This is a genomic window from Riemerella anatipestifer, from assembly GCF_009932355.1.
Lineage (GTDB): Bacteria > Bacteroidota > Bacteroidia > Flavobacteriales > Weeksellaceae > Riemerella > Riemerella anatipestifer_E.
This window is the reverse complement of sequence record NZ_LEKU01000026.1, coordinates 15,757-27,646: the sequence shown is the minus strand read 5'-3', so window position 1 is coordinate 27,646 and position 11,890 is coordinate 15,757. Positions and strand designations below refer to the sequence as shown.

The 11,890-nt window shown below is 35.6% G+C and carries 11 protein-coding genes; all 11 read left to right on the top strand.

What is annotated here, in order from left to right; genetic code table 11:
- The first annotated feature begins 25 nt into the window (after positions 1-25).
- The 11 genes from GXW81_RS09715 to GXW81_RS09665 all read left to right on the top strand — a co-directional run bounded on the left by GXW81_RS09715 (position 26) and on the right by GXW81_RS09665 (position 11,876).
- Positions 26-1,051, top strand: coding sequence for a rod shape-determining protein (locus tag GXW81_RS09715; RefSeq protein WP_004916356.1), 1,026 nt, complete (start codon positions 26-28; stop codon positions 1,049-1,051).
- 23 nt (positions 1,052-1,074) lie between these two features.
- Entirely contained in the window at positions 1,075-1,929 is an 855-nt protein-coding gene (mreC, locus tag GXW81_RS09710) for a rod shape-determining protein MreC (RefSeq protein ID WP_161532164.1), read from the top strand.
- Positions 1,919-2,428: a rod shape-determining protein MreD gene (locus tag GXW81_RS09705; protein ID WP_161532163.1), complete on the top strand. Its 510-nt coding sequence runs from the start codon at positions 1,919-1,921 to the stop codon at positions 2,426-2,428. Before mreC ends, GXW81_RS09705 begins: the two co-directional genes overlap by 11 nt.
- The gene (locus tag GXW81_RS09700; protein WP_161532162.1) at positions 2,425-4,467 is read left to right on the top strand and encodes a penicillin-binding protein 2; all 2,043 of its coding nucleotides are present in this window, start codon (positions 2,425-2,427) and stop codon (positions 4,465-4,467) included. The genes GXW81_RS09705 and GXW81_RS09700 overlap by 4 nt, the downstream gene beginning before the upstream one ends.
- Positions 4,442-5,689, top strand: a complete 1,248-nt coding sequence (gene rodA / locus GXW81_RS09695; protein WP_004916364.1) for a rod shape-determining protein RodA — start codon at positions 4,442-4,444, stop codon at positions 5,687-5,689. The genes GXW81_RS09700 and rodA overlap by 26 nt, the downstream gene beginning before the upstream one ends.
- 78 nt (positions 5,690-5,767) lie before the next feature.
- The gene (locus GXW81_RS09690) at positions 5,768-6,604 is read left to right on the top strand and encodes an OmpA family protein (RefSeq protein WP_161532161.1); all 837 of its coding nucleotides are present in this window, start codon (positions 5,768-5,770) and stop codon (positions 6,602-6,604) included.
- 90 nt (positions 6,605-6,694) lie between these two features.
- A complete protein-coding gene (locus tag GXW81_RS09685; protein WP_004916368.1) occupies positions 6,695-7,342 on the top strand; it encodes an O-methyltransferase in 648 nt (215 codons plus the stop codon).
- A 4-nt stretch (positions 7,343-7,346) separates the two neighbouring features.
- Positions 7,347-8,060 carry a C40 family peptidase gene (locus tag GXW81_RS09680; protein WP_004916370.1) on the top strand — a complete coding sequence of 238 codons (714 nt, stop codon included), beginning with the start codon at positions 7,347-7,349 and terminating at the stop codon, positions 8,058-8,060.
- The gene (locus GXW81_RS09675) at positions 8,061-8,516 is read left to right on the top strand and encodes a DUF1648 domain-containing protein (RefSeq protein WP_013447057.1); all 456 of its coding nucleotides are present in this window, start codon (positions 8,061-8,063) and stop codon (positions 8,514-8,516) included.
- A 2-nt stretch (positions 8,517-8,518) separates the two neighbouring features.
- Positions 8,519-9,748 (top strand): 3-deoxy-D-manno-octulosonic acid transferase, encoded by a 1,230-nt coding sequence (locus GXW81_RS09670; protein WP_161532160.1) that lies wholly within the window; start codon positions 8,519-8,521, stop codon positions 9,746-9,748.
- A 100-nt stretch (positions 9,749-9,848) separates the two neighbouring features.
- A complete protein-coding gene (locus tag GXW81_RS09665) occupies positions 9,849-11,876 on the top strand; it encodes a TonB-dependent siderophore receptor (RefSeq protein ID WP_161532159.1) in 2,028 nt (675 codons plus the stop codon).
- Positions 11,877-11,890: the final 14 nt, after the last annotated feature.

Sequence of the window (11,890 nt, the reverse complement as noted above, 5' to 3'; positions counted from 1 at the left end):
TTTTATCACAAACACTACTAATAAAATGGGGTTATTTGATTTATTTACGCAGGAAATTGCGATAGATTTGGGTACAGCTAACACACTAATTATACATAATAACAAAATTGTTATAGACCAGCCTTCTATTGTGGCTATAGACCGACAGTCAGGGAGACCTATCGCTGTGGGAGAACAGGCTAAACATATGCAAGGTAAAACGCACGAAGATATTAGAACTGTGCGTCCGCTTAAAGATGGAGTAATTGCAGACTTCCACGCTTCTGAGCATATGATAAAGGAATTTATTAAGCAAATTCCAGGGATTAAAGGTAAACTATTTCAGCCTGCGTTGAAGATTGTAATTTGTATTCCTTCAGGAATTACTGAGGTAGAGAAGAGAGCGGTAAGAGATTCTGCTCAAAAGGTTAATGCTAAAGAAGTAAGGCTGATTTATGAACCAATGGCGGCTGCAATAGGTGTGGGGATAGATGTACAAAAGCCTGAAGGTAATATGATTATCGATATAGGTGGTGGTACTACCGAGATTGCAGTGGTGGCACTAGGAGGTATCGTTTGTGATAAATCTGTTAAGATTGCAGGAGATGTATTTACTAATGATATTGCTTACTATCTTAGAACACACCATAATTTATTCATAGGGGAAAGAACTGCAGAAAGAATTAAAATAGAAGTTGGTTCTGCTGTTGAAGAGCTTGATATAGACATAGAAGATATTCCAGTACAAGGTAGAGATTTAATTACAGGTAAACCTAAAGAGATTATGATAGGTTACAAGGAGATAGCTCGTGCCTTAGACAAATCTATCATTAGAATAGAAGATGCGGTAATGGAAACTCTTTCTATGACCCCACCAGAACTAGCGGCTGATATTTATAAAACAGGTATCTACTTAGCGGGAGGTGGAGCATTGTTGAGAGGTTTGGCAGATAGACTTCATAAGAAAACAGGACTTCCTGTATTTGTAGCTGAAGACCCTCTAAGAGCAGTTGTAAGAGGTACAGGGATTGCTCTTAAAAATATGGATAAGTTTAATTTTCTTATTAAATAACTAAAATTTAGAGTACTTCCTCTATGGGATATCTGCTGAGGTTTTTTTCTAAAAATGCTTTATTTGTATTTTTTATTTTTTTACAAATAGTAGCCTTGTTTCTTATTTTCACTCGGAATTCTATGCAACAATCCTTTTTAGCGGGACAAGTGGCATCGTTTAATTCTTGGGTTTCTGGATATATAGATGAAGGAGCCAACTATTTAAAACTTAAACAAATAAATGATGAATTAGTAGAGCAGAATAAAGCTTTAATGGAGCAGGTATATGGTAAAAACTACAAGAGTGTCCCTAGAAATATCAGAGTGAAGGATGTGGATAAAAATTCACAAATTTATCATATTATTGATGCTGATGTGATGAGCAACACCATCATTAGAAGAGATAATTATTTCACTATCAATAGAGGAAAAAATCAAGGAGTGCAGTCTAAAATGGGCGTTATCGCCTCAAATGGAGTAGCAGGTATTGTCATCAACAGTATGAATAATTATTCCATTGTGCAGTCTGTACTTAGTGTAAACAAAATGAGGGTGAATGCAGCTCTTAAAAATACAGGTTATTTCGGAACTCTTACTTGGAGAGGAGATGACTCTAGAGTGATGCATTTATCAGATATTCCTAAGTATGTGCCTGTAAAAGTGGGAGATACAGTGATAACTGATGGAAAGTCTGATGTTTTCCCAGCAGGCGTGTCTATTGGAACTATAGCAGGTTTTCAGGTAGATACTAAGACTGGTTTTTGGGATATAAGCGTGGAGCTTGGTCAGGATATGGGGAATGTTAAAAAAGTATTTGTTGTAAAAAATCTACAAAAAGTAGAATTACAACAAGTGCAGGATAGTTTAAACGCTGTGATAAAGAAAGATGATAAGTAGAAATATTTTTACAGATATACTGTTTTCGGTTATTCTAGTAACAGCTCAGATATTTTTGTTTAATAAAATCTCTATAGCGGGGGCTTATACTCCTGTGGTTTATCCTGTACTTATTATGTTTTATCCATTCTATAGAAACCTTTATGTATTTCTAGTGGTGGGTTTTGTTTTAGGTTTAGGGATAGATGCTTTTTTAGGAACATGGGGTATCAATGCTTTAGCGATGACTATTATCGCTTACTTTAGAACGCTTATCTTCAAAACTTCAATAGATAACGAGGCTACAGATAGCTTTTCATTTCAAAATATACAATGGACACAGTTTTTAATGTATATTTTCTTTAGTATATTGATACATCAGCTACTGGTACAGTTTATAGAATTTTTTAAACTGAACAGAATTCTAGAAATATCCCTTAATGTTTTAATAACTTCGGTTATTTCATTTGTGTTTATTTTGCTGTATGTTTTAATATTTAAAATCAAGCAAAAAGTTTGAAACCTTTTTACAAAATTAGTATCGTTTTATCACTTATCGCTGTCATTTTTATAGCGAGGTTGGCTTATTTGCAATTATTTACAGATAGATATGCATTAAACGCTGCAAACACCTCCATAAAAACAGAATATATTATCCCACAAAGAGGTATTATATTCGATAGGAATGGTAAAATTTTGGTTGGGAATAAACAATCTTATGAGATTTCGTTTACCCAAGCACTTATGAGACCAGATTTTGATACTATTGGTTTCTGTAATTTGGTTAGAATTAGTAAGCAAGATTTTATAAAAAAAATCAAGGAGATAAAAAAAGACCAGTATTACTCCAAAGTACAGCCAATGACTTTCATGAAAAATCTTTCTAGAGAAGAAATGGCTAGAATTCAGGAACTTATTTTTAAATACCCAGCGTTTAATATCGTTACTCGTCCACAAAGAAAGTATGAGGTAGCTACTTCGGGTAATTTACTTGGCTTTACAAATGAAGTTAATCAGGCGGATATTAAGAAGGACTCTTTGTACTATCTTCCTGGAGACATCATAGGGAAATCAGGTGTAGAGAAATCTTATGAAAAGGAACTTAGAGGAGAAAAAGGAGTACAATACATACAAAAGGATATTAAACTAAGAAGTATTGGACCTTACAAAGATGGGGAATTAGATAAAGAAGTAGTTACAGGAAAAGATTTAACCCTTACTATAGATTATGATTTGCAAAGGATTGCAGAGGAAATGCTGGTAAACAAGCGTGGAGCAATAGTTGCTTTAGACCCTAAAACAGGGGAAATATTAGCTTTAGCAACAGGTCCAGATGTAGATCCTTCAGCTTTTACAGGTCCAGATAAAAATAAAAATATTTATAGGCTTCAGACGGATAAGTTTGATATGCCCATGTTTGACAGGTCTATCCAAGCGGCTTATCCTCCAGGCTCAACCTTTAAATTAGTAACAGCTCTGGCAGCGATGCAAATGGGCGTGATGACTCCAAACACTGTATTCCCTTGTGGAGGAGGGTTTAATTATAGAGGCTTGAGGATTAAAGGTCATGGTGGTGCAGACCCTCTGATTCCATCAATACAAGTATCTAGTAACTGTTATTTTTCTTATGCTTACTTAGCCATTATTAACAAGTACCCGGGTAATCCGTCTAAAGGAGTTGATGAATGGAAGGAAATTATGAATAGCTTTGGGCTAGGTGTGTATTTGAATAACGATTTGGCGGTGGGAGCAAAAGGGCAAATCCCTAGTGGAGAGTTCTATGAAAAAAGAATGGCTTCTATTTACAAAGCGAGTGGTAGAACAGGAGATGCTAAAAAGTGGGATCCTCTAGCTACGGGAGCTGTCTTTAATGGAATGGGGCAAGGAGATATACTTCTAACACCTTTACAAGTAGCCAATTTTACAGCAGCGATAGCCAACAAGGGTTGGTTCTACACACCTCACATTGTAAAATCAGTAGATGGTAAACCTAATCCAGACCCTAGATTTAAGAAGAAACATAAAACTCTGGTTCAAAATAAAGCCTTTTATGATGCGGTTCTCAAAGGAATGGAAGCTGTGGTACTTAGAGGGACAGGTAGAGGCTTGAAATCCAATGATTTTACTCAGATGGCAAAAACGGGTACAGCACAGGTACCTCAAGGTAAAGATAACTCTATTTATACTATGATAGCTCCTGCCGAAGATCCTAAAATTGTAGTGGCAGCAGTGATGGAGCACGCAGGTTTTGGGGCTACATGGGCAGGTCCTGCTTGTACAATTATAGCGGAAAAATATTTAACAGGAGAAATTAAAAGAGAACATCTTTATAGAAAAATGGTTTCCTCTAGCTTTATGCCAGAGTATAGAAGACAATGGATACAAGATTTAAAACGAAAAGGCTTGTATAAACCTAATACAGATAGCTTAGCAATTGTGAAGTTGCAAGATAGTCTTAAAATTAATCTTCCAGAGAAAAAGAAACAAGAACTAAAACTAAAAATAGATTCTTTAAAACTTAAAAGCGTAAAAAATGAACAAAGCAGAAGGAATAGATAAACTTGGGATAGGGCTCTACATTCTTATCTGCATTTTTGCTATATTCAATATCAATAGTGTAGATGAAGGATTAGGAAAAAAACAACTTATTTTTTTTGGAATCTCTCTGTTTGTTGGGTTTATTATTTTCGTTACAAGGTCTAAGTTTTTTGAGAATTTATCGGGCATTTTCTACATACTTGGTGTTCTTTTGTTGATAGGATTGTTTCCGTTTGGAACCGAAATTTTAGGACAAAAGAACTGGTATAAGTTTGGCGGAATAACCATGCAACCTGTAGAATTTGCTAAAATTGGTACAGCTCTGATGTTGGCCAATTATGCCTCACACCCTGATTTCAATCTTAAAGATAAACGGTCGTTTCTCACAGCATTTGCTATTATAGCAATACCAGGGGTGGTGGTGCTTATGATTCCTGATGTTGGGTCTTTACTCGTTTTTATGGCTTTTGTGATAGCACTTTATAGAGAAGGGCTTACAGGGTGGTTTTTCGGTGGTATTGGTATTTTTGCTTTAGTGTTTTTAGGTTCGTTGTATTTAGAAATAAATTTGGAAATAAACCCTATTTATGCTGTTATCATTACGTTTGTTTTTTTAGCTTTACTCCTATTTTTTAATCAGAATAAAATTAAATGGATTCCCGTTAATATTATTGCAATTGCTTTAGGATTTTTGCTGTTGGGAGGAATGGCATATTCTTCCAAAATGATACTGGAAAAATTGCCTAAACATCAGAGAGAAAGAATAGAAGTGCTTTACAAAGGCGAGCGAGCTTTTAGAGATACTTCGGGGTATAATTTATTGTATTCCAAAACGGCTATTGGTTCTGGAGGTTTTACTGGTAAAGGCTATAAGCAAGGTTCGGTAACACAAGGTAAATTTGTGCCAGAGCAAGAGACCGATTATATCTTCTGTACCGTAGGCGAAGAATGGGGGTTTCTAGGTAGTATTTTGCTAATTATTTTTTATGCTATTTATATTGGCAGAATATATTATTTAGCAGAACAACAAAAAAGCACTTTTAATCGGGTATTTGGTTACAGTTTTGCTTCTATTTTATTACTGCATTTTAGTATTAACATTGGTATGGTAATGGGGTTATTTCCTACCGTTGGGATTCCGTTGCCGTATTTTAGTTATGGAGGAAGTTCTTTGCTAGCGTTTTCAATTATGACGGCAATATTCTTTAAACTCAACTATACAGATAAGAATAGCTTGGTATAGGTTTTGTTAATCTTGGTTAAAAAATCTAGGTTTCACACAAATTTTATTATCTTTGAAGAACTATTAAAAATGATTAAGATGAAGTTTACAAAAATTTTAACTGTTGGGGCAATGGCACTTGCAATGACCTCGTGCGTCAGCAAAAAGCAGTATGATGCCTTAAATCTTAACTACAAAGACTGCCTAGAAAGTGCAGCCGAGCGTCAAAGAGAAATTCAAGATTTAAAGTCCTCTAATGCAGGATTAACAAGTCAAAATGACCTTCTGAACAGACAAAATGAAGCTCTTAAGTCTTCGCTAGATGCTTGTCTTTCTAATAGTGGAAAATCTTCTGCAAATATTGATAAATTGGTTGGAGAAATTAACGCGTCTAATGCTTATATTAAGCAACTTATTTCTACTAATGCAAGAAATGATAGTTTAAATTTAGCATTATCTAACAAACTTAAGCGTTCGTTAGATAATGTGGCTGACCAAGATGTTCAGGTAAAGGTACTTAAAGGAGTGGTAATGATTTCACTTTCTGATAAAATGCTTTACAGATCAGGAGATTATAATATTCTTCCAGCGGCACAAGAAGTGCTAGGAAAGGTAGCTAAAGTGATTAACGACTATGATAAATATTCTGTTTTAATTGAAGGAAATACAGACAATGTGCCGCTTAACTCTGCGAGTTTGCCGAAAGACAATTGGGATTTATCAGCTTTAAGAGCAACTTCTGTAGCTAAAGTATTGCAGAATCAGTTTGGGGTAGACCCAAGTAGAATTACGGCTGGAGGGCGTAGCGAGTATAACCCTAAGGCGACTAATATGAGTGTGTCTGGGCGTGCAGAAAACCGTAGAACGGAAATCATTATTATGCCTAAACTAGATGAGTTTATGAAACTTATGGACATCGCTCCAGTGAAAAAATAAATTATCTCATACAAAATTTACAATACCTCACTAATTTTATCTATATTAGTGAGGTGTTTTTTTAATTAAAATTAAATTATTCAGAAACTTATGGGTTTTTTTGAAGAACAATGTCCCGATATGGATCGCTATTTGGAACTGCATACATCTAGTGAACCTGAAATTCTTAGAAAATTAAGGAGAGAAACTTATCAGAAAACGACACAGCCTCATATGATTTCAGGCGTTCAGCAGGGGAGGTTGTTGTCTATTATTTCTCAACTTTTGCGTCCTAAATCGGTGCTAGAAATTGGGACGTTTACAGGATACGCTACTTTGTCAATGGCTGAAGGTTTACCTGACGAAGGTAAAATCACTACTTTAGACATCAATGAAGATTTAGCCTATATCCCAAAGAAATATTTTGAAGAAAGCATCTATTCTGACAAGATAGATTTTAGGCTAGAGAACGCTTTGGATTATCTTAATTCAACCCAAGAAATGTTTGATATGGTTTTTGTAGATGCGGATAAGGGTAATTATGTTAATTATTTCAATGCTGTGAAAGATAGACTAAATTCGGGTGGCGTTTTGATGTTTGATAATGTACTTTGGTACGGTAAGGTTTTAGAGGAAAATTCTAAAGATAAATCAACGCAAGTTATTAAAGAATTAAACGAAATCTTAGCAAAAGACCCCGATTTTGAAAATCTAATCTTACCTTTGCGAGACGGTTTAAATTTGGCAAGAAAAAAATAAAATCATGAGTAGAGCGGTTGCGAGTGTTTCGGTAGTACCCGTGCGTTCAGAAAGTTCTGATAGGGCAGAAATTATCACTCAAGTATTGTATGGAGAGTCTGTGGAGATTCTTTCTCAAGAAGGAAATTGGGTGCATATAAAAATAGATTTTGACGGCTATGAAGGTTGGGCTGATGCAAAACAGTTTAAAATAATTTCAGACGAAAATATTAATGAAAGTAAAAAAAGTCTTGTTAAACAACCCTTTTTGGAATATGGTTTTGGAGATGAAAAATTACTTTTATCCATTGGCTCCGAAATAGAGTCAGGTGTAGAGGAAACCACGATTACAAATACTAGAAATTTCATTGAAGATACTGCCCAAAAGTTCTTAAATGTACCTTACCTTTGGGGTGGGCGTAGTTTTTTTGGGATAGATTGCAGCGGTTTTACTCAAATTGTTTATAAGGTAAGTGGCATAAAAATCCCGAGAGATGCTTATCAACAAGCGGAAGTAGGGCAAGTGTTAGATTTTATAGAAGAGGCACAAGCGGGAGATTTAGCTTTTTTTGAAAATGAAGAAGGCAGAATTACCCATGTAGGCATTATGCTAGAAGACCGAAAAATAATTCACGCTCACGGTAAAGTAAGGATAGACGAGTTGGATTCCGTAGGGATTTTTAATAAAGACCAAAACAAACACACACATAAACTCAGATTTATTAAAACGCTTTTATAAATGTTGTTTAAAGGCTTAGATATTATAAATGTAATATTATTGCTACTACTCTTTGTAAGGGCAATAAAGGCTTACCCTAAACTACCTCAAAAAATACCTACCCACTTTAATTTATATTTAGAGCCTGATGCTTGGGGATCCCGTGTAATGATATTTTTCCTACCAGCTTTGGCAGGGTTTATTTTGAGTTTATTTATGGTGGTGTTGCCTGAATCTGAACCTAACCTTATCGTACCCATTACACCAGAAAATAGAGAAGTGCAGTTGTATATGGGAGATTTGATGACGAAGTTACTTTTATTGGGAATTTTAGTTTTTAAACACGTTCTTCTTTCCATTACAATTTGTACAGAACCAGCGTGTAGAAAACAGTTTAAGCCTTACATTATTATTTGCTTTATAAGTGTATTTGTTGTTCCTTTCGTTTATATGGTATTATCTTACATCTATAGATAAAAATGAAAATTTTATACTTCATATTTATACGCTTACTAATTATTGGTTTTAGGTTGGGGAGTGTTTTCAATTCAAAAATCAGAAAGGGTTGGGAGGGACAAAAAAAAAGCAATACTATTGTTAAAAATGCATTTTCTCCAAACGATAAAGTGATTTGGATGCACGCCGCTAGTCTAGGTGAATACGAGCAAGGCTTACCTGTATTGGAAGGATTAAAGAAAAAATATCCTGATTATAAAGTATTGGTTACCTTTTTTTCTCCTTCTGGTTACGAAAATGTAATTAAAAAGAAAACTATCGCAGATGCCATTTGTTATTTACCTTTTGACACTAGAAAGGGAGTAGCCTCTTTTTTAAATCATTTCCAAGTGGAGTTTTTCTTTACTGTAAAGTACGACTATTGGTACAATCTACTTAGTGAACTTAAGCAAAAGCATGTAAAAACTTTCGTGGTTTCGGCATTATTTTATCCATCTCAAGTGTTTTTTAAACCTTATGGAAAATGGATGGTGGCGGAATTAAAAAAGAATATAGATTGGTTTTTCCATCAGACTAAAGATTCGTTGGCTTTAGCTCAGGGGATAGGTTTATCTCAATCATCTCTTTCAGGGGACACTCGTTACGATAGAGTAAAGGCGACTAAAGCTAATTTTGAAGAAATACCATTGATTAAAAAGTTTAAAGACCAAAGCCTATTACTTGTTTTCGGAAGCTCTTGGGAAGCCGAAGAAATCATCGCTGAAAAGGTTACAAAAGTTAACAATGAAGTTAAACTCATCATCGCTCCACACGATTTAAAACGAGTGTCTATACTTAAGAAAAAGTTTCCTCAAGCATTGTTATATACAGAACTAAATGAGCAAGAGTTAGAGAACAATAAAGAAAATAATATCCTTATTATAAATACTATAGGGCTACTTTCTAGAATTTATGCTTATGCGGATATAACAGTGGTGGGCGGCGGTTTTCATAGTGCGGGGCTGCACAATATTTTGGAATCGGCTGTTTTTGGAAATCCTGTTTTGTTCGGAGATAAATATCGTAAAAACCCAGAAGCCGACGCACTTATTGAGTATGGAGGAGGTAGTTTTTTTTCTACTCCAGAAGAGGTGGTTCAATTTATTCAATCTTTAATTTTAGATGAATCTTTGAGGGCAAGAATGGCTAATAATGCAGAAGTTTTCATCTCTAATCAGCCTAAAGCTACGGAACATATCCTGTCTAAATTTTAATTTATCTTGTTTTTTCGTTAAAAAATAAAGCGAGGTTTTGTTGTTTTAAATATAATTGTTAGATTTGTCTAACTTTTTAAAAAGACAAATGTAACTTTATATGAGACGAACATTATTTTTATTAGGTAGTTGCTTTAGTATAAGCGTTTTTTCTCAAGAGGTAGACTCTGCTAAATCTTCTAAAAATATAGAAGAAATCGTAATGACGGGTACGCTAAAGGCGGTAAGTAGAGATAAAAGCCCTGTGCCGGTAGAGGTATTTTCTGCAAAATTTTTTGAAAAGAATCCCACTCCCAGTATTATGGAATCGGTGGAAATGATTAACGGTGTGCGTCCGCAACTTAATTGTTCCGTTTGCAATACGGGAGATATTCATATCAATGGGTTAGAAGGACCATACACTTTGATTTTAATTGATGGAATGCCGATTGTAAGCTCTCTTTCCACAGTTTACGGACTTAATGGTATCCCAAATAGTATGATAGAACGGGTGGAAGTGGTTAAAGGTCCAGCTTCGTCCCTTTACGGTTCGGAAGCAATGGGAGGTATCATCAATATCATTACTAAAAACGCACTTACTGCCCCGCGCTTAACGCTTAATCTTAACTCCACTTCTTGGGGCGAGCACAATACAGACATTGGCGGTAAATTTAGATTAAACGATAAGGTGTCCTCTTTATTAAGCCTTAATTATTTCAATTTTCAAAATAAAATAGATAAGAATAAGGACAACTTTACTGATGCGGCATTACAAAACCGAATTTCAGTATTCAATAAATGGGATTTCCAAAGAAATGAAGGAAGAGTGGCGAGTTTGGCTTTAAGGTATCTTAACGAAGACCGTTTTGGAGGCGTTTTGGAATGGGAGAAAAAACACCGAGGGAGCGATGAAGTTTATGGGGAGAGTATTTACACCAAAAGATTTGAAGCGATAGGGATTTATCAACTTCCGATAAAAGAAAAGGTGGTTACTCAATTTTCGTATAACTATCATCATCAAGATTCGTTTTATGGCGATGTGCCTTATTTAGCGAAGCAATCTACGGCGTTTGGACAAATCTATTGGGATAAGCCGTTGGGTAAATCTGATTTTTTATTGGGAGCTACTGTCAAAAATGTGTATTACGACGATAATACGCCAGGGACACTTTCTAAAGATGGAACAACCAATCAACCTCAAAACGATTGGCTACCGGGTATTTTCGCTCAAAACCAATGGAATATCAACGATAAAAATACTTTATTGGTAGGCTACCGATTAGATTGGTCCAAAGTTCACGGAGCGATACATTCACCAAGAGTGGCGTATAAATGGAGTTTGGCTCCTCAAACCAATTTGAGGGCGAGTTTTGGGACGGGGTTCCGAGTGGTCAATCTTTTTACAGAAGACCACGCTGCTCTTACGGGGTCTCGGGAAGTGGTGATTTCGGAAGCCTTGAATCCCGAACGTTCCTACAACGGAAACCTTAATCTTACGCACAAAATTTACACTTCTGGCGGTTACATCAACTTTGATATGATAGGATTTTATTCTCATTTTACTAATAAAATCATTGGGGATTTTGATACTAATCCCAATCAAATTATTTATCAAAATTTGAAAGGCTATGCTGTGAGTAAAGGCGTTTCGCTGAATACGGAATTAAAATTAGGGTCGCCACTTACCGTTAATTTGGGAGCGTCTTATATGGAAGTGTATCAGAAATACGAAGAAGATGGGCAAACGGAAACCCTACAACAGTTATTCGCTCCCAGATGGTCGGGAACTTATGCTATCAGCTATAATTTTCCAAAGGAATGGAGTGCAGATTTTACGGGGGCTTTTTATGGACCGATGCCTTTGCCTGTGTTGCCTAATGATTTCAGACCTGCCCATTCGCCTTGGTACACTTTAGCGAATATTCAGATTAGAAAACATTTTTCTAAACTCGGCATAGAGGTGTATGGTGGTGTGAAAAACTTGTTTAATTTTACACCGAAAAATCCTATTATGCGACCGTTTGACCCGTTTGATACAAAAGTTTCGGAGCCGAGCAACCCGTATGGTTATACCTTTGATACCGAATACGGCTATGCTCCAATGTTGGGCATCAGAGGGTTTGTAGGATTGAGGTATAACATTAAATAAAACACAACATCAAA

Bases quoted from the DNA above. Each gene is read 5' to 3' on its own strand.
- GXW81_RS09715 (WP_004916356.1), top strand. From the start codon at position 26: ATGGGGTTATTTGATTTATTTACGCAGGAAATTGCGATAGATTTGGGT.
- mreC (WP_161532164.1), top strand. From the start codon at position 1,075: ATGGGATATCTGCTGAGGTTTTTTTCTAAAAATGCTTTATTTGTATTT.
- GXW81_RS09705 (WP_161532163.1), top strand. From the start codon at position 1,919: ATGATAAGTAGAAATATTTTTACAGATATACTGTTTTCGGTTATTCTA.
- rodA (WP_004916364.1), top strand. From the start codon at position 4,442: ATGAACAAAGCAGAAGGAATAGATAAACTTGGGATAGGGCTCTACATT.
- GXW81_RS09690 (WP_161532161.1), top strand. From the start codon at position 5,768: ATGAAGTTTACAAAAATTTTAACTGTTGGGGCAATGGCACTTGCAATG.
- GXW81_RS09685 (WP_004916368.1), top strand. From the start codon at position 6,695: ATGGGTTTTTTTGAAGAACAATGTCCCGATATGGATCGCTATTTGGAA.
- GXW81_RS09680 (WP_004916370.1), top strand. From the start codon at position 7,347: ATGAGTAGAGCGGTTGCGAGTGTTTCGGTAGTACCCGTGCGTTCAGAA.
- GXW81_RS09675 (WP_013447057.1), top strand. From the start codon at position 8,061: ATGTTGTTTAAAGGCTTAGATATTATAAATGTAATATTATTGCTACTA.
- GXW81_RS09670 (WP_161532160.1), top strand. From the start codon at position 8,519: ATGAAAATTTTATACTTCATATTTATACGCTTACTAATTATTGGTTTT.
- GXW81_RS09665 (WP_161532159.1), top strand. From the start codon at position 9,849: ATGAGACGAACATTATTTTTATTAGGTAGTTGCTTTAGTATAAGCGTT.